At 67.6% G+C, this 24,889-nt stretch carries 23 protein-coding genes; 6 read left to right on the top strand and 17 right to left on the bottom strand.

The annotated features are described in order from the left end of the window. Positions 1 to 98: 98 nt before the first annotated feature. The 8 genes from OMP44_RS13315 to OMP44_RS13280 form a co-directional block, all read right to left on the bottom strand. Positions 99 to 791, bottom strand: a complete 693-nt coding sequence (locus tag OMP44_RS13315) for a cysteine hydrolase family protein (RefSeq protein ID WP_280308803.1) — start codon at positions 789 to 791, stop codon at positions 99 to 101. Then, positions 788 to 1,714, bottom strand: coding sequence for an ABC transporter permease (locus OMP44_RS13310; protein WP_280308801.1), 927 nt, complete (start codon positions 1,712 to 1,714; stop codon positions 788 to 790). The genes OMP44_RS13315 and OMP44_RS13310 overlap by 4 nt, the downstream gene beginning before the upstream one ends. Further along, positions 1,711 to 2,838: an ABC transporter permease gene (locus tag OMP44_RS13305; RefSeq protein WP_280308799.1), complete on the bottom strand. Its 1,128-nt coding sequence runs from the start codon at positions 2,836 to 2,838 to the stop codon at positions 1,711 to 1,713. Before OMP44_RS13305 ends, OMP44_RS13310 begins: the two co-directional genes overlap by 4 nt. Then, the gene (locus OMP44_RS13300; RefSeq protein WP_280308797.1) at positions 2,831 to 4,345 is read right to left on the bottom strand and encodes an ABC transporter ATP-binding protein; all 1,515 of its coding nucleotides are present in this window, start codon (positions 4,343 to 4,345) and stop codon (positions 2,831 to 2,833) included. Before OMP44_RS13300 ends, OMP44_RS13305 begins: the two co-directional genes overlap by 8 nt. A gap of 76 nt (positions 4,346 to 4,421) precedes the next feature. Next, on the bottom strand, positions 4,422 to 5,468 hold the full coding sequence (locus OMP44_RS13295) for a BMP family ABC transporter substrate-binding protein (protein WP_280309021.1): 1,047 nt from the start codon (positions 5,466 to 5,468) through the stop codon (positions 4,422 to 4,424). A gap of 65 nt (positions 5,469 to 5,533) precedes the next feature. Further along, positions 5,534 to 5,920: a VOC family protein gene (locus OMP44_RS13290; RefSeq protein WP_187980344.1), complete on the bottom strand. Its 387-nt coding sequence runs from the start codon at positions 5,918 to 5,920 to the stop codon at positions 5,534 to 5,536. Then, positions 5,920 to 6,939 carry an isopenicillin N synthase family dioxygenase gene (locus OMP44_RS13285; RefSeq protein WP_187980345.1) on the bottom strand — a complete coding sequence of 340 codons (1,020 nt, stop codon included), beginning with the start codon at positions 6,937 to 6,939 and terminating at the stop codon, positions 5,920 to 5,922. The genes OMP44_RS13290 and OMP44_RS13285 overlap by 1 nt, the downstream gene beginning before the upstream one ends. A 570-nt stretch (positions 6,940 to 7,509) precedes the next feature. Further along, positions 7,510 to 7,995 carry an FKBP-type peptidyl-prolyl cis-trans isomerase gene (locus OMP44_RS13280; RefSeq protein ID WP_017639847.1) on the bottom strand — a complete coding sequence of 162 codons (486 nt, stop codon included), beginning with the start codon at positions 7,993 to 7,995 and terminating at the stop codon, positions 7,510 to 7,512. Between the two features lie 225 nt (positions 7,996 to 8,220). Here OMP44_RS13280 and OMP44_RS13275 point away from each other — a divergent pair, with 225 nt between their 5' ends. Beyond that, complete coding sequence (locus tag OMP44_RS13275; protein ID WP_007162722.1) at positions 8,221 to 8,949, top strand: GNAT family N-acetyltransferase; 729 nt, start codon at positions 8,221 to 8,223, stop codon at positions 8,947 to 8,949. After that, the gene (locus tag OMP44_RS13270; protein WP_280308790.1) at positions 8,946 to 9,743 is read left to right on the top strand and encodes a lysophospholipid acyltransferase family protein; all 798 of its coding nucleotides are present in this window, start codon (positions 8,946 to 8,948) and stop codon (positions 9,741 to 9,743) included. Before OMP44_RS13275 ends, OMP44_RS13270 begins: the two co-directional genes overlap by 4 nt. On the opposite strand, the gene OMP44_RS13265 is transcribed toward OMP44_RS13270, so the two are convergent. Continuing rightward, entirely contained in the window at positions 9,686 to 10,273 is a 588-nt protein-coding gene (locus tag OMP44_RS13265; protein WP_187980347.1) for an acyl carrier protein phosphodiesterase, read from the bottom strand. The genes OMP44_RS13270 and OMP44_RS13265 overlap by 58 nt on opposite strands. 95 nt (positions 10,274 to 10,368) lie before the next feature. On the opposite strand from OMP44_RS13265, the gene OMP44_RS13260 reads away from it, so the two are divergent. Further along, entirely contained in the window at positions 10,369 to 11,328 is a 960-nt protein-coding gene (locus tag OMP44_RS13260; protein ID WP_280308788.1) for a 2-hydroxyacid dehydrogenase, read from the top strand. Positions 11,329 to 11,357: 29 nt separating this feature from the next. Then, positions 11,358 to 12,359, top strand: a complete 1,002-nt coding sequence (locus OMP44_RS13255) for a methyltransferase (protein ID WP_280308785.1) — start codon at positions 11,358 to 11,360, stop codon at positions 12,357 to 12,359. Between the two features lie 129 nt (positions 12,360 to 12,488). Here the strand turns inward: OMP44_RS13255 and OMP44_RS13250 are convergent, their stop codons facing one another. Next, the gene (locus OMP44_RS13250) at positions 12,489 to 13,310 is read right to left on the bottom strand and encodes a M48 family metallopeptidase (RefSeq protein WP_187980350.1); all 822 of its coding nucleotides are present in this window, start codon (positions 13,308 to 13,310) and stop codon (positions 12,489 to 12,491) included. A gap of 161 nt (positions 13,311 to 13,471) precedes the next feature. On the opposite strand from OMP44_RS13250, the gene OMP44_RS13245 reads away from it, so the two are divergent. Beyond that, entirely contained in the window at positions 13,472 to 15,601 is a 2,130-nt protein-coding gene (locus OMP44_RS13245) for a methyl-accepting chemotaxis protein (RefSeq protein ID WP_280308780.1), read from the top strand. Between the two features lie 75 nt (positions 15,602 to 15,676). Here the strand turns inward: OMP44_RS13245 and OMP44_RS13240 are convergent, their stop codons facing one another. The 3 genes from OMP44_RS13240 to OMP44_RS13230 form a co-directional block, all read right to left on the bottom strand. Continuing rightward, complete coding sequence (locus tag OMP44_RS13240; protein WP_187980352.1) at positions 15,677 to 16,294, bottom strand: SOS response-associated peptidase; 618 nt, start codon at positions 16,292 to 16,294, stop codon at positions 15,677 to 15,679. Between the two features lie 183 nt (positions 16,295 to 16,477). After that, on the bottom strand, positions 16,478 to 16,738 hold the full coding sequence (locus OMP44_RS13235) for a putative signal transducing protein (RefSeq protein ID WP_133861431.1): 261 nt from the start codon (positions 16,736 to 16,738) through the stop codon (positions 16,478 to 16,480). Next, a complete protein-coding gene (locus OMP44_RS13230; RefSeq protein ID WP_017639858.1) occupies positions 16,738 to 16,920 on the bottom strand; it encodes a CPXCG motif-containing cysteine-rich protein in 183 nt (60 codons plus the stop codon). Before OMP44_RS13230 ends, OMP44_RS13235 begins: the two co-directional genes overlap by 1 nt. A 107-nt stretch (positions 16,921 to 17,027) precedes the next feature. Between OMP44_RS13230 and OMP44_RS13225 the strand changes: the two genes are divergently transcribed. After that, entirely contained in the window at positions 17,028 to 18,188 is a 1,161-nt protein-coding gene (locus tag OMP44_RS13225) for a 1-acyl-sn-glycerol-3-phosphate acyltransferase (protein WP_187980353.1), read from the top strand. A gap of 60 nt (positions 18,189 to 18,248) precedes the next feature. On the opposite strand, the gene OMP44_RS13220 is transcribed toward OMP44_RS13225, so the two are convergent. The 4 genes from OMP44_RS13220 to OMP44_RS13205 all read right to left on the bottom strand — a co-directional run bounded on the left by OMP44_RS13220 (position 18,249) and on the right by OMP44_RS13205 (position 24,802). After that, positions 18,249 to 18,836: a YajG family lipoprotein gene (locus tag OMP44_RS13220; RefSeq protein WP_280308771.1), complete on the bottom strand. Its 588-nt coding sequence runs from the start codon at positions 18,834 to 18,836 to the stop codon at positions 18,249 to 18,251. Between the two features lie 118 nt (positions 18,837 to 18,954). Beyond that, positions 18,955 to 20,457, bottom strand: coding sequence for an efflux transporter outer membrane subunit (locus OMP44_RS13215; protein ID WP_280308768.1), 1,503 nt, complete (start codon positions 20,455 to 20,457; stop codon positions 18,955 to 18,957). Position 20,458: 1 nt separating this feature from the next. Beyond that, positions 20,459 to 23,596, bottom strand: coding sequence for an efflux RND transporter permease subunit (locus OMP44_RS13210; protein WP_133861435.1), 3,138 nt, complete (start codon positions 23,594 to 23,596; stop codon positions 20,459 to 20,461). A 12-nt stretch (positions 23,597 to 23,608) separates the two neighbouring features. Then, complete coding sequence (locus OMP44_RS13205; RefSeq protein ID WP_187980355.1) at positions 23,609 to 24,802, bottom strand: efflux RND transporter periplasmic adaptor subunit; 1,194 nt, start codon at positions 24,800 to 24,802, stop codon at positions 23,609 to 23,611. Positions 24,803 to 24,889: the final 87 nt, after the last annotated feature.

The raw sequence follows: 24,889 nt of genomic DNA, 5'->3' as shown, positions 1-24,889 counted from the left end.
GCGTTGGGCTTCGCTGCGCTCAACACCAACCTACAAGAACTCATTCCCCCGGTAGGTTGGTTGAGACGGCTCCACCGTCGAAGCCCAACGGGCCGTACTCAAAGGTCGCCGCCATTACCCCAGGCCGCGAGCAGATCCTGGGATTCCATCACCAGCCCCAGGTGCAGGGAGACCATGCTCAGCGCCGCCCGCTCCAGGCCTTCATCGGTTCCCCGCACTAGGTCGCGCAGGACGATGACCCGGTAGGTGCGGTTGCTGGCGTCGAAGGCGGTGTTGAGCACGCAGCAGTCGGTGAGGCCGCCATCCAGCACTAGGGTGGTGATGCGCTGGTTGCGCAGCAGGAAGTCCAAATCGGTGGGATAAAAGGCCGACAGCCGCCGCTTGTTTTCCACCCGCAGATCCTCGGGCAGGACCTCGGTGAGCAGCTCGGTCCAGGGCGAGCCTTCCAGGGCATGGGCGTCGGCATTGGGAATCGGCCCGACGTGCAGCGGAAAGGTCCGCCGCCAGGCCGCAGGAATACCGCCCAGGTCGTCGGCACCATTGGCACGCAGTACCGATTTCACATGGACGATACGCACGCCCAGGGCGCGGGCCTGGCGGTGGAAGGCGTCCACCGGTGCCACCAGGTCGCGGGCGCGGGGCGCCGGGCAGGGGCACTCCGGCGAGGCGTCCAGGTGGCCGCGGTGCAGGTCGATGGACAGCACCGCCGTGGTGCTCGGGTCCAGGTAATCGGCGAAGTCCGCCCGCGCCAGCAGGCGGGGCTCCTCGTAGACGAAAGCACGCAGGTTCATCGACGCTCCTCGCGGACATAGGCTTCGCCCAGGGCGCCGGGCTGGCTCAGGCGGTCACGCCCGGCCAGGGCGACCCAGATCATCACGCCCAGGGTGACGACATAGGGCGCCATCAGGATGAAGTATTGCGACAGCCGCACCCCGGCGGCGGCCAGTTGCGGAATCAGCGCCTCGATGCAGCCGAACAGCAGCGCCCCGGCCAGGGCGCGCCAGGGCGACCAGCGGGCGAAGATCACCAGGGCCACGGCGATCCAGCCACGACCACCGGTCATCTCGGCGATCCACAGCTTGGTGCTGAGCACGGCGATGTAGCCCCCGGCCAGACCGACCAGCGCCGCGCCGGCGAGGATCGCCAGCAGCCGGTAGCCAGCCACCGAGAGTCCTGCCGCATCGGCCGCCTGGGGATTCTCGCCCACCGCCCGCAGGCGCAGCCCGGGGGTGGTGCGTTCAAGCCAGGCGATCACCGCGAAGAAGATCAGCGGGGTCAGATAGACCAGCAGGTTCTGCTGGAACAGCCGTCCCACCAGCGGCAGGTCCGACAGCGGCCAGAGTGCCAGCGCCGGCAGCCCGGACACCGGCTGGTTGGTCCAGCCCCAGAGGGTGCCGAGCAGGCCGGTGAGGCCCTGGCAGAAGAACACCAGGGTCAGGCCAGCAATCACCTGGTTGATGCGCAGCCAGATCACCATGACGGCGAACAGCAGCGACACCAGCGCCGCGGCGCCCATGGCCGCCAGCAGCGCCAGGCCGGCATTGCCCAAGGCCAGTTGCGCGCCGATGCCGAACAGCGCGCCGACCAGCATCAGGCCCTCGGCATGCAGGGCCAGCACCCCGGATCTTTCCGTGAGGATCAGCCCCAGCGCCGCCAGGGCGTAGGGTATGGCGAAGTCGGGGACGTTACCCAGCCAGCTGGCGAGCAGGTTCAAGCGGCACCTCCCTGGCTGCGTCTGAGCCGATGGCGGATGAAGAAATCCGAGGACGCCACGCAGATGACGATCAGCGCCTGGATCAGCTGCACCATGGCGAAGGGGATCTGGTAGAACACCTGCAGATTGCGCCCGGCGACGAACAGGGTCGCCACCAGGAAGGCCACCACGGCGGCGGCCAGCGGATTGTTGCGCGCCAGGAAGGCGATGAGGATGCCGGAGAAGCCGTAGCCCTGGTAGAAGGACTGGGTCAGCCGCCCCTCCTGCCCGGCCGCCACCACGAAACCGGCCAGCCCGGCCAGGGCGCCGGAAGCCAGCACCGTGGCAAGGATGGTGGCGCGCACCGGCACGCCGACGGCGCCGGCCACCCGCGGATTGGCGTCGACGAATCTCAGGTACAGCCCGGCGCGACTCAGGGCGACGAACCACCAGGCCAGCACCGCCACCAGCAGCGCCAGGGGCACCGCCAGGCTCAGCCCGGGTAGCAACTCCGGCAGCCGCTCGAAGGAGCGGAACAGCGGCGAATAGGGAAAGGTGTCGCGCGGGTCCTTCCAGGGGCCGAATACCAGGTGCAGCAGGAAGTTGGCGGCGATGTAGTTGAGCATCAGCGAGGCGATGATCTCGTTCACCCCCAGGCGCAGCTTGAGCAGCAGGGGCGCCAGTGCCCAGAGCAGGCCGCCGAGCAGCGCCGCCACCAGCATCAGCGGCAGGCGCAGGGCTTCCGGGCCGATCTCGAACAGTGACACTGCCGTGGCGCCGAGGGCCCCCCAGATCATCTGGCCTTCCAGCCCCAGATTCCAGAAGCGCGCGCGAAAGGCCAGGCAGCCGGCCAGACCGACCAGGATCACCGGCGCGGCCTGGAACAGGGTGGCCTGCAGGCTCTGGGCATCGAACAGGGTGGCGACCACGAATTCGTTGAGCAACTCGCCAGCGGGCACCCCCGCCAAGACCAGGATGGCGGCCGACAGGCCCAGGCCCAAGAGCAGCGCAAGACCGAGGATCAGCGCCTGCCAGGGCCAGGCCAGCTGCTGGCGGATCTCCAGGGTGTAGCGGCGGCTGAACAGCGGTTGCCGTGGTCGCGGGCTAGCGACCTCGGCCAGGGGAGCACTCAGGGGTTCAAGCATGATTCACCATGGCATGGCCGATCGCCTGGCGATCGGCGGGTCGCTGGAATTCGGCGACGAGGCGTCCGGCGCTCATCACCCCGATGCGGTCGGCGAGGGCCAGTACCTCGTCCAGGTCTTCGCTGATCAGCAACACCGCGGCGCCGGCCTCGCGGGCGGCCAGCAGCCGTGCCTGCACCTCGGCACCGGCGCGCACGTCGAGGCCACGACTGGGACTGTGGGCCAGCACCAGCTGCGGTTCGCGGCCGAATTCCCGGGCGATCACCAGCTTCTGGGCGTTGCCGCCGGACAGCAGCGCCGCCTTCTGCCGCACCGAGCGCACGCCCTGGACATCGAATTGCGTGACCGCCGCCTGGGTCGCGGCTTCCTGGGCGCGTCTATCCAGGCGGGCGAAGCCACCGAAGCGACCGCTGTGCACCGCGCCGATGGCGAAGTTGTCGGCCACCGACAGGGACCCGGCCAGGGCGCTGCCATAGCGGTCGGCGGGAATGGCGGCGATGCGCAGGTCGCGGCGTCGGGCGCTGGCGGCCGCGGCCAGATCGCCGAAGCCCTCCAGCCGCACCTCGCCTTCGTAGGGCTGCGGCAGGCCCATCAGCACGTCGGCCAGCTCGCCCTGCCCGTTGCCGCCGACCCCGGCGATGCCATAGATCTCGCCAGCGCGCAGCTCCAGGTCGATACCGTCCAGCGCGCGCCGTCCGCCGCGTTCCGGGGTGCGCAGGCCACGCACCGTCAGCAGCGGTACCCCGGCGGCGCCTCGCGGAGTGTCGGCGAGCGGCTGGGCATCGCCCACGGTGAGGCGCACCAGTTCGTCCACCGACACCTCGGCGGGGTCCAGGCTGCGCAGGGTGCGGCCGCCGCGCATCACCGTGAGGCGGTCGGCGTAGCTCAGGGCGTCCTGCATGCGATGGGTCACCAGCACCACCGCCGCGCCCTCTGCCGCCAGGGCGCGCAGGGTCTGCAACAGCCGCTCGCCTTCGCCGTCGGTGAGCACCGCGGTGGGTTCGTCGAGGATGAGGATGCGCGCCCCGGCCAGCAGCACCTTGAGGATCTCCACCCGCTGCTGTTCGGCGATGGACAGCTCCGCCACGCGCTGCTCCGGGCGAATGGCGAAGCCCAGGGCGGCGGCCTGCTGGCGGATGCGTTCGCTGATCTCGGCCAGGCGCCGGCGGTGGCTACCCTGCCCCGCCGGCAGGCCGAGCAACACGTTCTCCGCCACGCTGAAGGGTCGCACCAGCTTGAAGTGCTGGTGGACCATGCCGATGCGCAGCCGGGCGGCGTCCGCCGGACCGCGCAGCCGCACCAGGTTGTCGTCCACCAAAAGCTCGCCGGTCTCCGGCGCATAGAGGCCGGCGGCGATGTTCATCAGCGTCGACTTGCCCGCGCCGTTCTCGCCGAGCAGCGCATGCACCTCGCCCCAGCGCACCAGGAAGTCCGCCTGCTGCAGCGCCTGGAAGCCATCGAAGGTCTTGCCGACGCCACGCAGTTGCAGGGCGTTGTGTCTTTTCATGCTGGTCGGCCTTTGTCCAAGGATCGCCTCCGTGGAAAACGCTGCGCGGTTTTCCACCCTACCCAGGGGTGAACCGCTACTTCTGCGTCGTCACGCCCTGGACGAACCAGTCCATCTGCCACAGCGCCGGGTCGGACAGCACTTGGCCGGCGGCGACCCGCTCCTTGCCGTCGCGATCGCTCAGAGGACCGGCATAGATCTGCTTGCCCTTGAGCAGCGCTTCGCGCTCGGCGAGGATCTTTTCCTGGGCCGCCTTGGGCACGGCGTCGCCGAAGCCGGCGATGTCGGTGCCGCCGTCGGCCATGGACACCAGGGCACCGTTGGGTGCGGGTTTCCAGTGGCCGGCGATGACGCGCTTGAGCTCCGGCACCAGGAAGCGATCCCAGACCCACACCGAGGAGCAGAGGGTGGCCTCGGGCGCGAACTGGCGCATGTCGCGGTGGTGGCCGGTGCCATAAACGCCACGCTCCTGGGCGACGATCTGCGGCGTGGGGGTATCCACGTGCTGGCCGATGACGTCGGCGCCTTGGTCGATCAGCGCCGCGGCGGCGGCGCGCTCCTTGACCGGATCGTTCCAGCTGCCGGTGTAGATCACCGTGAGGGTGGCATTGGGATTCATCTGCCGGGCGCCCAGCTCGTAGGCGTTGATGGTCCAGTTCACCACGCCGAAGGGATTGGCGGCGACGAAGCCCAGCTTGCCGGTCTTGGACGCCGCGCCCGCGGCCATGCCACAGAGGTACTGGCTTTCGTAGGTGCGGCCATAGAAGGATTCCAGGTTGCGCCCGTTGGTGGTGCCCGAGGCGTTGAGGAAGGCCACCTCGGGATACTGTTCGGCCAGTTGCTTGAAGGTGTCGGAATAGCCGAAGGCGGTGCCGATGACGATGTTGGCGCCGCGCTTGATGAAGCGCTCGGCGGCCGGGCGGATGGCCGAGGCGGTCTCCGGCACGTTTTCCACGAACTGGATCTTCATACCCAGTTCCTTCTCGATCTTCACCCGCGCCTCGTCCATGGCCTGGGTCCAGCCGCCGTCGTTCTTGGCGGTGAAATACAGCATGGCAATCTTCGGCTCGCCCTTGAGGGTGAAGCCCTCGTCGTCCGCCTGCGCCCCGGTACCCAGCCCCATCAGCGCCAGCACACACGCCACTCTTCCCAGCCATCTGCTCAGCATTGTCTCGTCCTTAGCCTTGTCTACAACATGTGGTTGATACGGAACACGTTGCCTTCCGGGTCCAGCAGCACCGCCTGGTACCAGTGGTAGTAGGTTTCGTAGGGCGCCTTCAGCAGGCGGGCGCCGGCGGCCTCGGCCACCGGCACCAGCCGGTCCACTTCGGCGCGGCTGTCCACCTCCAGGTTGAGCAGGAAGCGGCAGCCCTCACTGCCGGCGAATTCGCCCAACCCCAAGAGCTCATAGGCCTCCGGCGCGTTGAAGCCGATGGCGGTCTTGCCGGTGTCCAGGCCACGGAAGATCGGCGAGCGGATCGCCTCGATCTCGGGAAAATCGAACACCCGCTGGTAGAAGCCGCTCAGGGCCACCACGTCCTGGGCGAAGACGTTGACGTAGGAAAGACTCGGCATCAGGCCACCCGCACGCCGGTCTGGGTTCCGCCGAAGGTGGTCTGCTTGACGAACTTGGATCTCAGGTGGTCGCCCGAGGTGATGGGCGCATGGCGCGGCGGCGTGCCGGGCGTGGCGCAACCGGGCAGGCATTGGATGAGGGTGTCGTAGTTGGGCTGGTGGAAGAACACCAGGGACTGGCGGCGGGTGTCGCAACCGGCATCCGCCGGTGGATTCACCACCCGGTGCAGGGTCGAGACCCAGCGGTCGTTGGTCCACTGCATCATCAGGTCGCCGATGTTGACCACGAAGCCGCCCGGCACCTTGGGCACGTCCACCCACTCGCCGTCGGCATTGCGCACCTGCAGGCCACCGGGCGCGTCGTCGGGGCGGACGATGGTCAGGCTGCCGTAGTCGGTATGAGCCCCGGCGCGCAGCTGGCCGGGCAGCGCCGCCTCCTGCTGATGCGGATAGCAGAGCGTGCGGAACATGCTGATGTGGCGATCGATGCGACTGTCGAAATAGGTTTCCGGCAACGCCAGCCCCAGGGCGAAGAGGCGCATCAGGGTGCGTGCCAGGTCGCTCATGGCGGCGAAATACTCGGCATAGGCCTCGCGGAAACCGGGGATGGCTGTCGGCCAGACGTTGGGTGCGAAGTGCGGCCCGGCTTCCGGACCGCGGTAGTAGGCCGTCTCCGGGACGTCCAGCGGACCAATGGAAAAGGACTCCTTGAGATCCCCTGGTGCCGCCTCCTCCAGGCTGTAGGACAGACTCTCCTCGGCCACCGCGCTGTAGCCGCGCACCTGATCCGGGCGCGGCCGATCGGCCTTGCGCTTCTCCGCCAGCGGCAGCTCGAAGAAGGCCCGCGAGAGGCGCGAGACCCGCTCGACCAGTTCCTCGGGCACTTGGTGATGGGTGATGACCAGAAAGCCGATATCGCGGCAGGCCTGGTCGACGGCCTTGGCCACCGCCTGCTTGCCGGCGGCCGAGCCGGCGAAATAGGGGGCCAGATCGATGATGGGAACACTGGACAGCGGCATGACGGACCTCACGGGTTGGACGAAAGGAGACAGCGCGACGCACGTTCACCGGGCAGGACGGCAGCAGGGAAATTGCAACCGTTGTGCCATCTTTGGACCATTTGGTAAAAACTTGAAAAGCCAATGAAAACAGCAGGTTGAGGAAGAGATTCAGAATCTGCTGACGGCGCGCTGCACCTTGAGCGATCAGCGTGCACCGGGGTGGCGCCCAGGGGGGGACGGCGCCGAGCGGGAAGGCGTTGGCGAGAGGAAACGGCTTGGCGACGTTGGGCTTCGGCACTGTAGCCGCCTCGACTCAACCTGCGGCTAGCCTCTGCGTAGGTTGGGTCGAGCGCAGCGAAGCCCAACGAATCCGGACCATCACGTTGGATACTGCAGTTTCCAGCTGTTGGGTTTCGGCGATGGAGCCATCTCAACCCAACCTGCGGACCCTCCCGCTCACACTATCCAACCAACCCCTCTCCCCGCAGGAGAGGGTTGGGGTGAGGGCCACCCTGCACGGACGCCACAAACGACAACGCCCGTGCCGGCATTGCCGGACACGGGCGCTGTGGGAACCTGTTGCCAGGCTTAGTGCTGGTGACCGCCTTCGCCATGGATGTGGCCGTGGGCGATTTCTTCGTCGCTGGCCGCACGCACGTTGACCACCTTGACGTCGAAATTCAGACGCTGGCCGGCCAGGGGATGGTTGCCGTCGACGGTGACCTGGTCGCCGTCGATGTCACGCACGGTGACGATCTGCATGGCGCCATCCGGGCCGGAGGCGTGGAACTGCATGCCCACTTCCAGCTCGTCCACGCCTTCGAACATTTCCTTGCCCAGGGTGGCAACCAGTTCGGGGGTGTATTCGCCGTAGGCGTCTTCCGGCTCGATGGCCACCTTCAGCTCGTCACCCGCCTGCTTGCCGGACAGGGCGCGCTCGAGGCCGGGAATGATGTTGCCCGCGCCTTGCAGGTATACCAGCGGAGCACCACCAGCGGAGCTGTCGATGACTTCGCCGGCGTCGTTGGTCAGGGTGTAGTCGATGGATACTGCCGTGTTCGCCGCGATCTGCATGGCCAGAACCTTCATGCTGGGAAAAAAATAGGATGACGCATCAGTCTACGCGTCCAACCTAGCAATTGCGAATGCGTTCGGTCAGTCCCCTGGCGCCCGGAGGCATCTGGAGGGCGCCCCTGCAACGGTACTCGACCGCTCGTCACGCAATCGCCATGGCCGCTTCACGGCGCTGTCATCCCGGCTACCTAGGGTTTGCTGCATACCCACTGCCGGAGCCCTGCCATGCCGATTCCAGTGTCCGCACCGCCCGCGCTGCGCGCCGAACGCCTGTCGACCGCCGCGGATATCCGCGCTGCCCAGCGCCTGCGAGCTGCGGTCTTCGGCAGCACCTACGGCGTGCATTTCGCCGACAACCTCGACCAGGACGCCTACGACGCCCACTGCCTGCACCTGGGGGTGCGCGACCTGCGCAGCGGCGAGCTGATCGCCACCACGCGGCTGCTCGACGGGCGCCGCCGCGAGCGCCTGGGCAGTCTCTACAGCGAAAGCGAATTCCAGCTGGAAGGCCTGGATGGCCTGCAGGGTCCGCTGCTGGAGATCGGCCGCACCTGCGTGGCGCCCGGGCATCGCACCGGCGCCGCCATCGCCCTGCTGTGGGCGGAACTGGCCGAGATCATGGCCTGCGGCGACTATCGCTACCTCATGGGCTGCGCCAGCGTGCCCATGGCCGACGGCGGTCTGCAAGCCGCCGCCCTGCTGCGCCAGGCCGCGCGGGACGAGCGTATCCCGGCGATCCGCGCCACGCCGCGGCGCCCGCTGCCCTTCGTCGCCGTGCCCGACAACCTGGTGGTGCAGCTGCCGCCCCTGCTCAAGGCCTATCTGCGCCTGGGCGCCCAGGTCTGCGGCGCGCCTTGCTGGGATCCGGAATTCGGCGTGGCCGACGTCTTCATCCTGCTCAAGCGCGAAGACCTCTGCCCGCGCTATGCCCGCCATTTCAAGGCCGCGGTATGAGGCGACCGCGCCTCGCCGTGCGGCTGCTGCCGGTCCTGGCCGCACTGCTGCTCGGGGCGCTGTTCGCCCTGACGGTGGCGCTGGCGGTAGCGCTCAGTCGCAGGCCCTGCCTGGGGTTGCGGCAACGGCTGACGCGACGTTTCTTCCAGCTGCTGGCCCGGACCCTGCGCCTGCGCCTGGAGGTCCGCGGCGAGGTACCGCGCGGCACCCACCTCTGGCTGGCCAATCATGTGTCCTGGCTGGATATCGTCGCCCTCGGCAGCTTGCGGCCGCTGGGCTTCCTGTCCAAGGCGGAGGTGGCGGAGTGGCCCTTCGCCGGCTGGCTGACGCGCCAGGCCGGCACCCTGTTCATCCGCCGTGGCGCCGAACGCGGTGACGCCCTGAGCGAGGCGCTGACCACGCGCCTGACCCAGGGCCTGTCACTGGCGCTCTTTCCCGAGGGCACCACCACCGACGGCAGTGTGCTGCGCACCTTTCATGGCCGGCTGTTGAGTCCGGCCATCGCCACCGGTACCCCACTGCAACCCGTGGCCCTGAGCTACTGGCGCCACGGCGAGCCTGACCGGGCCGCGGCCTTCATCGGCGACGACGACCTGGTGAGCCACCTGCTGCGCCTGCTGGACAACGGCGGCACCACCCTGAGGATCGAGTTGCTGCCAGCCATCCTGCCCCAGGACCGGCCGCGCCAGGTGCTGGCAGGTGAATGCCAGGCGGCCATCGCCGCCCGCCTCGGGATTCAACTGGAAACGCGCGCCGCGCGCTCGGCGGCGGCAAAAGCCTGCAGCTGCGGATAGAAGTCGCGAAAGTCTGCCAGCAGGCCATCGTAGGCGGCCTCCAGCTCGGCGAAGGCGCCGGCCAGCAGTTCCGGACGCGACAGCCGCCGCGCCATGCCCTCCACCACCCGCTCCAGCACGGCGAAGTCCCGGTAGCTGCCCAACCAGTCCTGATGCGCCATCAGGGGTGCGATGCGGGCCAGCCGTGGCGGCAGTTCCGGCTCCTCCAGCAGGGTCTGGTAGCAGTCCGCGACGAAACCCGGCAGCGGCTGCTCGGCATAGTCATGCCAGAGGCGCGCCAGGCAGTGATCGAAGAAGACATCCACCAGCAGTCCGGCCACCCGCCGCCGCGCTGCGGGCAACCGGGCCTTGGCCCGGATCACCAGAGGGTGGTCGTCGGTATAGACGTCGATGCGCCGGTGCAACCGGATACCGGCGGCGATTCCAGCGGGCCAGGCGTCCGCCGAGCCCTTGACGAAATCGCCATAGAGGCTGCCGAGGCGATCTTCACGGCTGGGGCCGCCCAGGTGCAGGTGCGCGAGATAATTCATCCCTTCAGCATACTCCAGCCGCGAGCGGGCGGTTTTCCTGGACGACCCGCGGCTGCTAGGCTCGGACCTCCCTTCCCTTTTCCGCTGGAGTCGTCATGCCCGTTCGCGCCGTGTTCCTCGACTATGCCTCTCTCGACCTCGGCGATCTGGACCCGGCGCCCTTGCGCGCGGTGTTCGACGAGCTGGAACTCCATCCGGCGAGCGCCCCGGACGAGGTCGCGACGCGCCTGGCCGGCGCCCAGGTCGCCATCGTCAACAAGGTGGTGCTGGACGCCGCCATCCTGGCCGCCTGCCCGGACTTGAAGCTGGTACTGGTCAGCGCCACCGGCACCAACAACATCGACCTGGAAGCCGCGCGCGCCCAGGGCGTGCGCGTCTGCAACTGCCAGGGCTATGGCACCGCCTCGGTTGCCCAGCACACCCTGGCGCTGCTGCTGGCCCTGGCGACCCGCTTGCCGGACTACCAGACAGACGTCCGTGCCGGTCGCTGGCAGACCGCCAGCCAGTTCTGCCTGCTCGACCACCCCATCGTCGAGCTGGAAGGCAAGACCCTCGGCCTGCTCGGCCTCGGCGAGCTGGGCAGCGCGGTGAAGCGCCTGGCCGAAGCCTTCGGCATGCAGACCCTGGTGGGCCAGTTGCCCGGTCGCCCGGCGCGTCCCGGCAGCCTGCCGCTGGCCGAGCTGCTGCCCCAGGTGGATGCCCTGACGATGCACTGCCCGCTGACCGAGCAGACCCGCGGCCTGATCGGTGCGGCGGAACTGGCGGCGATGAAATCCACGGCCTTCCTGGTCAACACCGCACGCGGCGGCATCGTCGACGAACAGGCCCTGGCCGATTGCCTGAGGCGCGGCCACCTGGCCGGCGCCGCCACCGATGTGCTCAGCGTGGAGCCCCCGCGTGACGGCAATCCGCTGCTAGCCGGCGACATTCCGCGACTGATCGTCACCCCGCACAACGCCTGGGGTAGTCTCGAGGCGCGTCAACGGATCATCGGCCAGCTCGCCGCCAATGCCGAGGGCCATTTCGCCGGCACGCCGCACCGGGTGGTCTGCTAAAGTTCGCGCTTTTTTCGCCAGGTAGCCCCATGGATCCGCGCAGCGAAGTCCTCCTCCGTCACCCCGAGCGCTTTGGCGGCGCCTTGCTGCTCGCCGGCTTGCCGGCCGATGACCTGCTCGGCACCCTGCCCGCGGCCAGCGGCTGGAGCTGGCATGCGGGCGAGGCCGAACAACTGGTCCGGCGCTATCCGGGTCGCGTCAGTCTGGGGATCGAACCCCCGGCGGGCGACTTCGCCAGTGCCGTGCTGTTTCTGCCCAAGTCCCGCGAGGCCACCGACTTCCTGCTCACCGCCCTGACTCGCTGCCTGCCGGCCGAAGGCAGTCTCTTTCTGGTCGGCGAAAAGAAGGCCGGTATCGAACGCGCCGCGCGCCAGCTGGGTGCCTTCGGTCAGGCCAGCAAGCTCGACAGTGCCCGCCATTGCCAGCTGTGGGTGGTGCAGGGACCGCGCACCTCGGCCGATCCGCAGCCGGACGCCTGGCTGCAACGCCAGCCACTGGACCGGGCTGGGGTGAACCTGGAAATTCTCAGCCTGCCGGGCGTGTTCAGCCATGGCCGGCTGGATGTGGGCACGGCGCTGCTGCTGGAGCAACTGGATGGCCTGCCCGAAGGTGCGGTGCTCGACTTCGGTTGCGGCGCCGGCGTGGTCGGCGCCGCCCTGGCGCGCCGCTATCCTGCCAGCACCCTGCATCTGCTGGACGTGGACGCCTTCGCCGTGGCCAGCAGTCGTCAGACCCTGACGGCCAATGGTCTGAGCGGAACGGTGATCAGTGGTGATGGCATCGCCGCGGCGCCCATGGGACTGGCCGCCATCGTCAGCAATCCGCCCTTCCACAGCGGCGTGAAGACCGACTACCGCACCACCGAGACCCTGCTGGCCGAGGCGGTGCGTCATCTAAAGCCCGGCGGTGAATTGCGCCTGGTGGCCAACAGCTTCCTGCGCTATCCGCCACTGATCGAGGCGGCCTTCGGCAATTGCCGTACCCTGGCGGAACGCGACGGCTTCAAGGTCTACAGCGCCCGGCGACGGTAGCGACACCGAGCCCTGTTGGGCTTCGCTACGCTCAGCCCAACCTACGGCTATACCTCGGCGCCAGAGCCGCCCCCTCTCCCCCTGGGAGAGGGTTGGGGTGAGGGAAACCTCCTCTCCCAACCCAAAACCTCAGCCCTTCTTCGCCGCCTCGTACAGCGGCATCACCTTGGGAATCGCCGCCTGCAGGGCCTTGGTGCGGTTGGCGTCGGAGGGGTGGGTACTGAGGAATTCCGCCGGCTGCTTGCCCTGGCTGGCCTGGGCCATCTTCTGCCAGAGGGTGATGGCGGCATTGGGGTTGTAGCCGGCGCGCGCCGAGAGCTCCAGGCCGATCAGGTCGGCCTCGTTCTCATTGCCGCGGCTGAACGGCAGGCTCAGGGCCACCTGGGACACCTGGTCGGCCAGCTGCATGCCGCCCTGGCCAACGCCCAGCAGGGCGCCACCGAGGTTCTCGCCCATCTGGATGGCATAGGCCCGCGACATCTGCTCGCGGCTGTGCTCGCGCAGGGCGTGGGCGATCTCGTGGCCCATCACCGCCGCCAGTTCGTCATCGGTCAGCTTGAGCTGATCGATCAGCCCGCTGTAGACGAAGATCTTGCCGCCCGGACCGCAGTTGGCGTTGAGTTCGTCGCTCTGCACCAGGTTGACCTGCCAGTCCCAGTTCACCGCATCCGGGCGGAAGGCCGCGGTCTGCGGGATCAGGCGCTTAGCGATGGCGGCGACGCGCTTGCCGTCGGCGCTGTCATTGGCCAGCTTGCCGGCGGACTTGGCCTCGCTGACCGTCTTGGCATAGGACTGGGCGTACATCTGGTTGACCTGCTGCTCGGACAGCATGCTGAACATGTACTGCTTGCGCTGCACCCCGACCGCACCACCCGAGGTGGTGTTGACGGTCTGGCAGGCGACCAGCAGCAGGCTCAGGGACAGGCCTGCGAGGGGAAGGATACGGCGCATGGGAATCTCCAGGTATCGAGGCGGATACAGTCTAGAGAGGGGCGTCAGACCCGGCAACGTCCGGTAACGCCCGGCAACGCTCTCCTGCCAGGCGACCGGAGGCCTCAATGGATAGGCGTCACCGCCGATAGCCCCGGCATCGAACGTTCCCGGAGTCCCCCATGAATTCCCGCTCCATCCGCACCTCCATCACCCTGCTGGCCGGGGCCTGCATCCTGGCGGTGGTCGCTGCCCTGATCGCCTATACCCTGTTCGCCGGTCAGCGCACCCGCGCCCTGGTCGACAGCCACACCGAGGCGCTGGCCGCCACCGCCGCCGAAGCCCGGCTGACGGCCGAGGCCGAGGCGGTGGGCAACCAGCTGCAACGCCAGCTGGATGTCCCCCTGCAACTGGCCAATCAGCTGGCGCAACTCAGCGTGGCCATGGGCAGTCCGGGCGACCAGCAGGTCGAGCTGGATCGCCAGAGTCTGGTGCGCCTGCTGGGCCAGAGTCTGAAGCGGCAGTCCGGCCTGCTCAGCCTCTATACCGTCTGGGAACCCAATGCCATCGATGGCCAGGACGACCGCCATCGGGGCGACGCCGCGGCCGGCTACGACGAGCAGGGGCGCTTCACCCCCTGGTGGCACAAGACCCTCGACGGCGATGTGACGGTGGAACCGATCGGCCCGACCGTGGAAAGCCAGACCCGTCTGCCGTCGGGCGTACGCGAAGGCGAGTACTACCTCTGTCCGCGGGAAAATCGCACCACCTGCGTGCTCGATCCCATGCCCGACACGGTCAACGAACAGCAGGTGCTGATCGCCTCCTTCAACGTGCCGATCCTGGTCGGCGGTGCCTTCAAGGGCGTGGTCGGTGCCGACGTGCCGCTGGACTTCATCCAGCGGCAGCTGGTCAAGGCCAATGGCCGCCTCTATGGCGGCGTGGGCCGCATGGCCCTGGTGGCCGGGCGCGGCACCCTGGTGGCCTACACCGCCGACGCCAGCCAGCTGGGCAAACCGGCCGAACCGGCGCTGGGGGCGACCCTGGCCGGCCTCAAGGACCTGGGCGAAGGCGTCACCCGTCGCTTCGACGCCCAGAGCGAGCGCTATCAGGTCTATCTGCCGCTGCGCTTCGCCGGCGACAACCGCCAGGTCTGGACGCTGATCATCGAATTGCCCCGCGCAGCCGTGCTGGCCGACCTCTACAGCCTCAAGGACACCCTGGGCAGCCAACGCCACCAGGACGTGATCGGCATGCTGCTGGTAGGCCTGGCGGTCGCCGGCGCCGGTCTGCTGGTGCTCTGGCTGATCAGCCTGCGCATCGCCCGGCCGCTGCGGCAGATGGTGACCATGCTCGACGCCATCGGTCAGGGTGACGGAGACCTCACCCAGCGCCTCGCCACCGAGCGCCGCGACGAGGTCGGCGCCATGGCCGGCGGCTTCAACCGCTTCCTGGCCTCGCTGCAGAGTCTGATCGGCAAACTGATCCATTCGGTGGGCGAAGTGGCCTCGGCCGCCGAGCACACCTCCCATATCGCCCAGCGCACCCGCGACGGCGTGGAGCGCCAGCTGCAGGAGATCGAGCAACTGGCTACCGCCATGCAGGAGATGACCGCCACCGCCCAGGACGTGGCCGGCAATGCCGGTCGCGCGGCGCGGGCTGCCACCGAGGCGGACGGCGCGGTCAACCAGGGCCAGCGCCTGGTGCAGCAGAACGTCGCCAGCAGCGCCGCCCTCGCCCAGGAGATCGAGCGCGCGGTGGAGCAGGTCCGCCGGGTCGCCGAGGACAGCGAGAACATCGGTTCCATCCTGACCACCATCAATGGCATCGCCGAGCAGACCAACCTGCTGGCGCTCAACGCCGCCATCGAGGCGGCGCGCGCCGGTGAGCAGGGTCGCGGCTTCGCCGTGGTGGCCGATGAGGTGCGCAACCTGGCGCAAAAGACCCAGGTGGCCACCGGCGAGATCCAGAGCATGATCCAGCGCCTGCAGCAGGGTACCCGCGAAGCGGTGACGGTGATGCAGGCCAGCGGTGCCCAGACCAGCACCCAGGTCGCCCAGACCGAGGCCACCCGGCACGCCCTGGACACCATCCTGGCGGCGGTAAGCGAGATCACCAGCATGAATCTGCAGATCGCCAGTGCGGCGGAGGAACAGAGCGCGGTGGCCGAGGACATCAACCGCAACGTGGTCAACATCGGCCAGAGCGCCCAGGCGGTCCACGGCGAAGCCGACAGCGCCTCCCGCGCCGGCCAGCAGCTGCGCGAACTCGCCGAGCAGCAACGCCAGCTGGCGGAGCGGTTCCGGGTCTAGCTCTCTACTCCGTCCCCCTCTCCCTCTGGGAGAGGGCTGGCCCAGGGACTTGCAACGCGCTTTGACGTCTAGGCGCTACAGCGGCGTCAGACACTCCGGCCCGTCCACCTCGGGTCGGTTGACGATGTCGGCCAGCACCCGCTCGCGCAGCGGCATGCCGCCCGCGGCCAGCAGCGCCTGCAGGGCTTCGGGCGTGCTGTCCGGATCCTGCCAGAGGGCACGCCCCGCTTCATCGAGCAGGATGGGCCGCCGCAACGGGCCGGCGGCCTGGGTGACCATGGCCACCGACAGCCAGAGCTGATCCCCGGCCGGATAGGCTTCCCAGAGCGCGGCGAACCAGGCCAGGGGTTCGCCATTGAGCATCCAGTAGGGTCGCTTGCGGTGGTTGCCGCGCCATTCATAGAAGCCGTTGGCCGGCAGCAGGCAACGCCGCAGGCGAAAGGGCTCGCGAAACATCGGCTGGGTGGCCAGGCTTTCGGCGCGGGCATGGGTGGGGGTGCGGGAGAGATCGGTGAGCCAGGGTGGGGTCAGTCCCCAGCGGCCACTGTCGACCCGCTCGCCATCCGCGGTCCGCCGCTGCAGCAGCACCTGCTGATGAGGGGAGATGTTCCAGCGCGGCGGATGCTTTTCGGGGAATCCCGGCAAGCCAGCGAATTCGGCGGGCCAGCGGAACAGGGCGTAGCGTCCGGACATGAAAACCTTTTAGGTTCTTTACGAAAAGTCGCCGAGCGAAGGTCAGGCGAGGCGAAAAGCTGAGGAAGCGGATCGGGCTCGCGAACGAGTTTACAAGTGGTAAATGAGTATTACGACCGGGCTGGCGTGCCAGGCGTTTTTCAACGAAGCATCACCGATGCGTAGGCACTTTTCGTAAAGAACCTAGCAGACGAGGATGCCCTGCTCGGGGGAGGGATCCTCTCCCGGCAAAGGCGTGGCGGCATTGTACGCGGCGATCAGCGCCTGCGCGCGCTGGGCCTCCTCGTCGTCGACCAGCAGGCCGAGCAATCCTGCCGCTGGCAGGTCACCGATGCCACCGAGCAGGTGGCGACCGGCGAGGAAGCCACTGATGCCCTCGCTGGCGAGTACCGCCAGGAGCAGTTCGCCCTCGTGCAGTGACCCCGGCTCATAGATGCGGCGCATCAGTCATCCTCCCGCCGAACCTCGAGATTCCAGTCCTCGCCATCGGTATGCAGGCCGAAGCGGATCGGTCGGCAGCAGACTTCGCAGTCTTCGTAGTAGTCCTGATCACCGCCGCTGAGGTCGAGCACCACCTCGCCCGGTTCGCCGCAATAAGGGCAATCGTATTCCTGGCTTTCCAGCATCTGCCTGCACTCCTTGACCGCCAACCTGCCGCCCATCCGGCCCCTGGCGCTTGCATCTGGCGCCACGCCCACTACTATGGCCGCCGGAATTTCTACAAGAGAACACCATGGGCGAGTTCGAAGCCATTCGACCCTATAACGACGCGGAAGTCCCCGGGGTTCTGGCCCGCCTGATCGACGACGACCACTTCATCGGCATCCTCGCCGGCTACCGGTTCCCGCGCCTGTCCAAGGGACTCGGCTGGGTAGTGCGCCCCCTGCTGCGCACCCGCCTGCGCCAGGAACTGAGTGGTATCCAGAGCGTCGCGGCGCTGCAGGACAAACTCGAACCCTATGTGGATCGCGCCATCGAGAAGGCCTCGGACGGCGTTACCTACTCCGGCATCGACCAGCTGCGCAGCGGCCGCGCCTATCTGTTCCTGGCCAACCACCGCGACATCGTGATGGACCCGGCCTTCGTCAACTATGCCGTCTACCACGCCGGTCTGCCAACGCCGCGCATCGCCATCGGTGACAACCTGCTGCAGAAGCCCTTCGTCAGCGACCTGATGCGGCTGAACAAGAGCTTCATCGTGCACCGCTCCATCAGCGGCCGGCGCGAAAAGCTGGCGGCGTACCAGAATCTGTCCGCCTACATCAATCACTCGATCCGCCAGGACGGCCAGTCCATCTGGATCGCCCAGGCCGAGGGCCGGGCCAAGGACGGCGACGATCGCACCGATTCGGCCATCCTCAAGATGTTCCACATGAGCTGCAAGGACGAGCCCTTCGCCGAGCTGGTCAAGGCGCTGAACATCGTACCGGTGTCCATCAGCTACGAATTCGATCCCTGCGACCAGGCCAAGGCCCGTGAACTGCACACCCGCGCCACCACCGGCAGCTATGCAAAGGCGCCGGGCGAAGACGACGTCAGCATCGCCCGGGGCATCACCGGCTACAAGGGCCGGGTGCACGTGGCCTTTGGCGAGCCGGTCACGGGTGAGTTCGAGGATGCCAAGGCGCTGGCCCAGGAAATGGACCGGCAGATTCTCGGCAACTACCGGCTGTTCCCGGCCAGTTACCTGGCCTATGCCGCCTGGGAGGGCCGCGATCCGGACCTGGCCGTGCCCGCGGTGGACAGCCTGTTTCCCGCCGAGGAAATCGCGGTCGCCCGCAGCGAATGGGAAAGGCGACTGGCCGAGTGTCCGGCGCAGTACCGAGAGCAACTGGTGCGCCAGTACGCCCAGCCGGTGCTGAACAAGTACCGCGTCCTGGCCGGTCTGGAATAGCCCAGGCGCGCTCATGAAAAAGCCCGGCACGAGCCGGGCTTTTTTGTGGACGGTCGCGGCTCAGTGGCCGCTGAGCACCTGCACCACGGTCGGATCCTTGAACACCCGGGTCAGGGCATCGCTCAGCACATCGCTGACCAGCTTGGTGTTGGCCTCGGCGTTGGGCGCCATGCCGAAGCGCTGGTTGAGGCTGGCGCCATAGCGACCCTTGTAGCCGCGCTGGCTGTTGCGCACCTCGACCTGGAAGGCCGCGGCGACGTCGGACGCGGTGACGTACAGCTCCTTGGGCGACTGGTAGTTCAGTTCGGCCAGGGTCAGGGTTAGCTGGGGCGCACCGGGACCGGCATTGGGTGATGGCGTGAAGCCCATTTCGCGCACGGCCTTCTCCGCGGCGGCCTGCAGCTTGGGAATCACGTCCTGGGTCTGCACCACCACCACGCTGGTGTCGGGATAGAGACCGCCGCGGGTGCCGAGGGTGAAGGAGGAACGGCCGTCGACCACCCGGACCGAGACCGGCTGGCCCTGGCCGACCGGCGCGATGGGCGCGGTGATCTGGGGTTGCGGACTCAATTGCTGAGGGCTGCTGGCGCAGCCGGCCAGGGTCAGACCAGTGGCGGCGAGCAGGCCGAGCAACAGGCGATAGCGCATGCAGAGACTCCGAAGAAAGGGACAGGGGGCAGTATACCCAGCCCCCCAGCGGCGTCGATAGACCGGCCTTCCGGACAGGGAAACGCCGGCACGGGGCCGGCGTCGTTCAGACCAGGCGTTACGGCTTGGCCGCCAGCGGCGGCCGGGTCTGGCTGCGTTCCAGCCAGCCGCCACCGAGCGCCTTGTACAGGGTGACCTCGCTGTTGAGCTGGTTGAGTCTGTCGGTGATCAGCTGCTGCTGAGCGCTGTACAGCGAGCGCTGGGCGTCGAGTACCGTGAGGTAGTTGTCGATGCCCTGGCGATAGCGCAGGTTGGCCAGGTCGTAGTACTCCTGGCTGGCCTGCACCAGGTCCTGCTGGGCCTGCAGCTGGTCGTCGTAGGTGCCCTTCGCCGCCAGGGCATCGGCCACCTCGCGGAAGGCGGTCTGGATCGACTTCTCGTAGGTGGCGACGTTGATGTCCTTCTGGATCTTGGCCGCATCCAGGCTGGCCTTGAGGCTGCCGGCCGTGAAGATCGGGATGTTGATGCTCGGCGAGAAGGTCCAGTAGCCGGAACCGGCGTCGAACAGGCCGTTCAGGTCCCGGCTCGCCGTGCCGCCCTGGGCGGTCAGGCTGATGCGCGGGAAGAAGGCTGCCCGGGCCGCGCCGATGTTGGCGTTGGCGGCGCGCAGCTGCAACTCGGACTGGAGGATGTCCGGACGCTTCTGCAGGAGATCCGACGGCAGATTGGCCGGCAGGTCGGCGAGCAGATCGGTACCGTCCAACCCCTTGCTCTGCGGCAGCTCCACCGGGATCGAGGTACCCAGCAGCAGGGCCAGGGCATTGCGATCCTGGGCCACCTGGCGGGTGTACTGCGCCAGATTCGCCCGCGCCCCTTCCAGGGCGGTGCGCGACTGGCGCAGGTCCAGGCCGCTGGCCACGCCGTTCTCCACGGTCTGGCGGGTCAGGTCGTAGGAGCGCTGATAGGCCGCCAGGGTCTCGCGGGTCAGTTGCAGCATGCGCTGGTCGGTGAGCCAGGCGTAGTAGGCGTTGGCCACTTCCGAGACCAGCGAGATCTGGGTGCTGCGGCGTCCTTCGCTGGTGGCGAAGTAGTTGAGCAGCGCCTGCTCGCTGAGGCTGCGCAGGCGACCGAACAGGTCCAGCTCATAGGAGGTGAACCCCAGGGTCACGCTGTACTGGCTGCTGATGCTGCCACCACCGCCGCCACCCGCGCCATTGGCGCTGTTGCCGGCGAGCAGTTCGCGAATGGCGGAGACCTGGCTCAGGTCCTCCGGCTGGCGGGTACGGGTCCCGGTGCCACTGACCGCGATGTCGGGAAACAGCTCGGCGCGCTGCACGCGGTATTGCGCCTGGTAGAGGCGCACGTTCAGCGCGGCCTGGCGCAGGTCGCGGTTGTTGTCCAGCGACAGCTGGATCAGCTGCTGCAGGGCCGGGTCGCGATAGAAATCGCGCCAGCCGATGTCGGCTGCCTGCTGGTCACGATTGACCGTCAGGGCATCGTAGGCCTGGCCATGGGGCCAGGCGTTCTCCACCGGCGCATTGGGTCGCTGGTAATCGGGGATCAGGCTGCAGCCGGACACGGCCAGCATGCTCACGACCACCGCCAAGACAGACTTCTTCATATCAGTGTCCTTCCTTGCCATGGGCTTCCTGGTCCTTGGTGGCCTTGTCCTTGAACAGGCTGCTGACCACCACATAGAACATGGGAATCCAGAAGATCGCCAGGATCGTGGCGGTGAGCATGCCGCCGATCACGCCGGTACCCACGGCGTGCTGACTGCCGGAGCTGGCGCCCGAGGAGATCGCCAGGGGCACCACGCCCAGGATGAAGGCCATGGAGGTCATGATGATGGGGCGCAGGCGCATGCGCGAGGCTTCCACCGCCGCATCGACGATGTTCTTGCCGCCCTCGTGCAGCTCCTTGGCGAATTCCACGATCAGGATGGCGTTCTTCGCCGCCAGGCCGATGGTCGTCAGCAGACCGACCTGGAAGAAGACGTCGTTGGCCAGGCCACGGAAGTAGGTGGCCAGCAGGGCCCCCACCACCCCCAGCGGCACCACCAGGATGACCGCGATCGGGATCGACCAGCTCTCGTACAGCGCCGCCAGGCAGAGGAACACCACCAGCAGCGACAGCGCATAGAGCGCCGGCGCCTGGGAGCCCGACAGGCGCTCCTCGTAGGACAGACCGGTCCAGGCAATACCCACGCCCTGCGGCAGGTCCTTGGCCATGCGTTCAATCTCGGCCATGGCGTCACCGGTGCTGTAGCCGGGCGCCGCGGAGCCGAGGATCTCCAGCGAGGAGATGCCGTTGTAGCGCTCCAGCTTGGGCGAGCCGTAGATCCACTCGCCGCGGGCGAAGGCCGACACCGGCACCATCTCGCCGGCGCTGTTGCGCACGTACCACTTGTTGAAGTCCTCGGGATTCATCCGCGCGCTGGCTTCGCCCTGCAGGTACACCTTCTTCACCCGACCGCGGTCGATGAAGTCGTTGACGTAGCTGGATGCCCAGCCGATGGACAGCGTCTGGTTCACGTCGCTCTGCGACAGGCCCAGGGCGCGCACCTTCTCGTCGTCGACGATGAGCTTGAATTGCGGCTCGTCGTTGAGGCCATTAGGACGGGTCTGCACCAGCTTGGAATTCTGCGCGGCCATGCCGAGCAGCTGGTTGCGCGCGGCCATGAGCGCCTCGTGGCCGATGCCGCCCTGGTCCTGCAGGTAGAAGTCGAAGCCGGTGGCGTTACCCAGCTCCAGCACCGCCGGCGGGACGATGGCATAGACGATGGCGTCCTTGATGCCCGACAGGTAGCCCATGGCCCGACCGGCCACGGCGCTGGCGCCGTCCTTGGCGTCCGGGCGCTGTTCCCAGGGCTTGAGCTGGATGAACGCCAGACCCGAGCTCTGACCACGACCGGCGAAGTTGAAGCCGTTGACCGTGAACATCGAGCTGACCGCGCTCGAATCGTTCTTCATCATCATCTCGCGCATGGTGTCGAGCACCTTCTGCGTCCGCTCGGCACTGGAGCCCGGCGGCGTGGTGACCTGGGCGAAGATCACGCCCTGGTCCTCTTCCGGCAGGAAGGACGACTGGATGCGGGTGAAGAGGAACACCATGACGCCGACGATCAGCAGGTACAGCAGCAGGAAGGGCACCTTGTGCCGGATCACCGCGGCCACGCTGCGCTCGTAGCGGTGCTGACCGCTCTCGAACTTGCGGTTGAACCAGCCGAAGAAACCGCGCTTCTCGTGGTGCCCCTGCTTGACCGGCTTGAGCAGGGTGGCGCACAGCGCCGGGGTCAGGATCAGCGCCACCAGCACCGAGAGCACCATCGAGGAGACGATGGTGATGGAGAACTGGCGATAGATCACCCCGGTGGAGCCGCCGAAGAAGGCCATGGGCACGAACACCGCCGACAGCACCAGGGCGATACCGACCAGGGCGCCCTGGATCTGGCCCATGGACTTGCGCGTCGCCTCCTTGGGCGAGAGCCCCTCCTCGGCCATCACCCGCTCGACGTTTTCCACCACCACGATGGCATCGTCCACCAGCAGGCCGATGGCGAGCACCATGCCGAACATGGTCAGGATGTTGATGGTGAAACCGGCGGCCAGCAGCACCGCGAAGGTGCCCAGGAGCACCACGGGGACGGCGATGGTGGGGATCAGGGTGGCCCGGAAGTTCTGCAGGAACAGGAACATCACCAGGAACACCAGCAGGATCGCCTCGCCCAGGGTCTTGACCACCTCATGGATCGAGGCGGTCACCACCGGGGTGGTGTCATAGGGATAGACCACCTCCATGCCCGGCGGCATGAACGGCTTGAGGCGCTCGATGGTGGCGCGGACCGCCTTGGCGGTGTCCAGGGCATTGGCCCCGGTGGCCAGACGCAGCGCCATGCCGGAGGCCGGCTTGCCGTCGAACTGGGCATCGATGGAGTAGTTCTCGCCACCCAGCTCGACCCGCGCCACGTCACGCAGGCGCACCTGGGCACCGCTCTGGTCGACCTTGAGGAAGATCTTGCCGAACTCCTCGACGCTGGTCAGGCGGGTCTTGCCGATGATGGTGGCGTTGAGCTGCTGCCCCGGCACCGCCGGCAGGCCGCCGAGCTGACCGGAGGCGATCTGCACGTTCTGGCTCTGGATGGCGCTGCTGACGTCGACCGGCGTGAGCTGGTACTTCACCAGCTTCTGCGGATCCAGCCAGATGCGCATGGCGTACTGGGCACCGAATACCTGGAAGTCGCCCACACCGCTGGTCCGCGCGATGGGATCGCGCATGTTGGAGACGATGTAGTTGGACAGGTCTTCCTTGGTTAGGGAGCCGTCCATGGAGACCAGGCCCACCACCATCATGAAGTTGCGCTGGTACTTGGCGACGCGCATGCCCTGCTGCTGGACTTCCTGCGGCAGGAGCGGCGTCGCCAGCTGCAGCTTGTTCTGCACCTGGACCTGGGCGATGTCGGAATTGGTGCCCTGGTTGAAGGTCACGATGATGGTCATGCTGCCGTCGGAGTTGGACTCCGAGGAGATGTACCTGAGGTTGTCGATCCCGTTCATCTGCTGCTCGATGACCTGGACCACGGTGTCCTGCACCGTCTGCGCCGAGGCGCCCGGGTAGCTCACCTGGATCGAGACCGCCGGAGCGGCGATGTTCGGGTACTGGTTAATCGGCAGCGTGAGGATCGACAGAATGCCGGCGAGCATGATCACCAGGGCGATTACCCAGGCGAAGATGGGCCGGTCGATGAAGAACTTGGACATCAGGCGCTCCCCTTACTGACCCTGACCCGCCGGCTTCTGCTCGGCGGAGGCGATGTTGCTCGCCGGCTTGGTGGTGACGGTGGCACCCGGCTTGATCTTCTGCAGACCTTCGGTGATGACCTTGTCACCCGCCTTGAGGCCGTCGGTGACCAGCCATTCGGCGCCGACGGTGCGCTCGGTCTTGAGGATCCGCTGCTCGACCTTGCCTTCGCCGTTGACCACCATGGCGGTGGGCTGGCCCTTGAGATCGCGGGTCACACCCTGTTGCGGCACCAGCAGGGCATTCTGGCGCACGCCGGATTGCAGCTCGGCACGCACGAACATGCCGGGCAGCAGCAGCTTGTCGGGGTTGGGGAATTCGGCGCGGATGGTCACCGAGCCGGTGCCCTGGTCCACCGAGACCTCGGCGAACTTGAGCTTGCCGGGACGGCTGTAGGCAGTGCCGTCTTCCAGCATCAGCTTGACCTGGGCGGCGTTCTCGCCCTGCACCTTCTGCAGCTGACCGCTGTCCAGCTCGCGGCGCAGGCGCAGCAGATCGGTGGCGGACTGGGTCACGTCGACATAGATGGGATCGAGCTGGGTGATGCTGGTCAGGGCGCTGGTCTGGTCGGCGGTGACCAGGGCGCCTTCGGTCATCATCGAGCGCCCGATGCGCCCGGAGATGGGCGCGGCGACCTTGGTATAGGCCAGGTTGATCTCGGCGTTGCGCAGCGCGGCCCTGGCCGATTCCACCTGGGCTTCGTTCTGCCGCTGCATGGACAGCGCATCGTCGGCTTCCTGCTTGCTGATCGCCTGCTCCTTGACCAGGGCGCCATAGCGCTGGGCCTTGAGCCGGTTGGAGGCCAGGGTCGCCTGGGCCTGGGCCAGGGAGGCCTTGGCGGAATTGACGTTGGCCTCGTAGGTACGCGGATCGATCTGATAGAGCTGGGTGCCGGCCTTCACGTCGGCGCCTTCGGTGAAATAGCGCTTGAGCAGGATGCCGCTCACCTGCGGCCGCACCTCGGCGATGCGGAAGGCGGACGTGCGCCCGGGCAATTCGTCGGTCAGGGTGACGGTGCGAGGCTGCATCGTCACCACCCCGACCTCCGGGGGCTTCTGCTGCTGTTGCTGCTGGTCCTTGTTGTCCTGCTTGCCGCAGGCACCCAGGGCCAGGGCCACGGCCAGCAGGGCGGGAGCGAAAAAGGCATGCGCCGGCTTGATCTGCATATCAAAAGTCCTTGAAAGCGGGGAAATGAGCATGCGCAGCGCGCCTTGTGGATCCGCACCGGCTCGAGCATAGGAATTATTATCAGA

Source organism: Pseudomonas flavocrustae (assembly GCF_029872515.1).
Taxonomy (GTDB): domain Bacteria; phylum Pseudomonadota; class Gammaproteobacteria; order Pseudomonadales; family Pseudomonadaceae; genus Chryseomonas; species Chryseomonas aestiva.
This window is presented reverse-complemented; position numbering and strand designations above follow the sequence as displayed.

What these genes read in the sequence shown, in the direction of transcription:
- OMP44_RS13315 (WP_280308803.1), bottom strand. Translation starts at nt 791, where the DNA reads ATGAACCTGCGTGCTTTCGTCTACGAGGAGCCCCGCCTGCTGGCGCGG.
- OMP44_RS13305 (WP_280308799.1), bottom strand. Translation starts at nt 2,838, where the DNA reads ATGCTTGAACCCCTGAGTGCTCCCCTGGCCGAGGTCGCTAGCCCGCGA.
- OMP44_RS13300 (WP_280308797.1), bottom strand. Translation starts at nt 4,345, where the DNA reads ATGAAAAGACACAACGCCCTGCAACTGCGTGGCGTCGGCAAGACCTTC.
- OMP44_RS13295 (WP_280309021.1), bottom strand. Translation starts at nt 5,468, where the DNA reads ATGGGGCTGGGTACCGGGGCGCAGGCGGACGACGAGGGCTTCACCCTC.
- OMP44_RS13290 (WP_187980344.1), bottom strand. Translation starts at nt 5,920, where the DNA reads ATGCCGAGTCTTTCCTACGTCAACGTCTTCGCCCAGGACGTGGTGGCC.
- OMP44_RS13285 (WP_187980345.1), bottom strand. Translation starts at nt 6,939, where the DNA reads ATGCCGCTGTCCAGTGTTCCCATCATCGATCTGGCCCCCTATTTCGCC.
- OMP44_RS13280 (WP_017639847.1), bottom strand. Translation starts at nt 7,995, where the DNA reads ATGCAGATCGCGGCGAACACGGCAGTATCCATCGACTACACCCTGACC.
- OMP44_RS13275 (WP_007162722.1), top strand. Translation starts at nt 8,221, where the DNA reads ATGCCGATTCCAGTGTCCGCACCGCCCGCGCTGCGCGCCGAACGCCTG.
- OMP44_RS13270 (WP_280308790.1), top strand. Translation starts at nt 8,946, where the DNA reads ATGAGGCGACCGCGCCTCGCCGTGCGGCTGCTGCCGGTCCTGGCCGCA.
- OMP44_RS13265 (WP_187980347.1), bottom strand. Translation starts at nt 10,273, where the DNA reads ATGAATTATCTCGCGCACCTGCACCTGGGCGGCCCCAGCCGTGAAGAT.
- OMP44_RS13260 (WP_280308788.1), top strand. Translation starts at nt 10,369, where the DNA reads ATGCCCGTTCGCGCCGTGTTCCTCGACTATGCCTCTCTCGACCTCGGC.
- OMP44_RS13255 (WP_280308785.1), top strand. Translation starts at nt 11,358, where the DNA reads ATGGATCCGCGCAGCGAAGTCCTCCTCCGTCACCCCGAGCGCTTTGGC.
- OMP44_RS13250 (WP_187980350.1), bottom strand. Translation starts at nt 13,310, where the DNA reads ATGCGCCGTATCCTTCCCCTCGCAGGCCTGTCCCTGAGCCTGCTGCTG.
- OMP44_RS13245 (WP_280308780.1), top strand. Translation starts at nt 13,472, where the DNA reads ATGAATTCCCGCTCCATCCGCACCTCCATCACCCTGCTGGCCGGGGCC.
- OMP44_RS13240 (WP_187980352.1), bottom strand. Translation starts at nt 16,294, where the DNA reads ATGTCCGGACGCTACGCCCTGTTCCGCTGGCCCGCCGAATTCGCTGGC.
- OMP44_RS13235 (WP_133861431.1), bottom strand. Translation starts at nt 16,738, where the DNA reads ATGCGCCGCATCTATGAGCCGGGGTCACTGCACGAGGGCGAACTGCTC.
- OMP44_RS13230 (WP_017639858.1), bottom strand. Translation starts at nt 16,920, where the DNA reads ATGCTGGAAAGCCAGGAATACGATTGCCCTTATTGCGGCGAACCGGGC.
- OMP44_RS13225 (WP_187980353.1), top strand. Translation starts at nt 17,028, where the DNA reads ATGGGCGAGTTCGAAGCCATTCGACCCTATAACGACGCGGAAGTCCCC.
- OMP44_RS13220 (WP_280308771.1), bottom strand. Translation starts at nt 18,836, where the DNA reads ATGCGCTATCGCCTGTTGCTCGGCCTGCTCGCCGCCACTGGTCTGACC.
- OMP44_RS13215 (WP_280308768.1), bottom strand. Translation starts at nt 20,457, where the DNA reads ATGAAGAAGTCTGTCTTGGCGGTGGTCGTGAGCATGCTGGCCGTGTCC.
- OMP44_RS13210 (WP_133861435.1), bottom strand. Translation starts at nt 23,596, where the DNA reads ATGTCCAAGTTCTTCATCGACCGGCCCATCTTCGCCTGGGTAATCGCC.
- OMP44_RS13205 (WP_187980355.1), bottom strand. Translation starts at nt 24,802, where the DNA reads ATGCAGATCAAGCCGGCGCATGCCTTTTTCGCTCCCGCCCTGCTGGCC.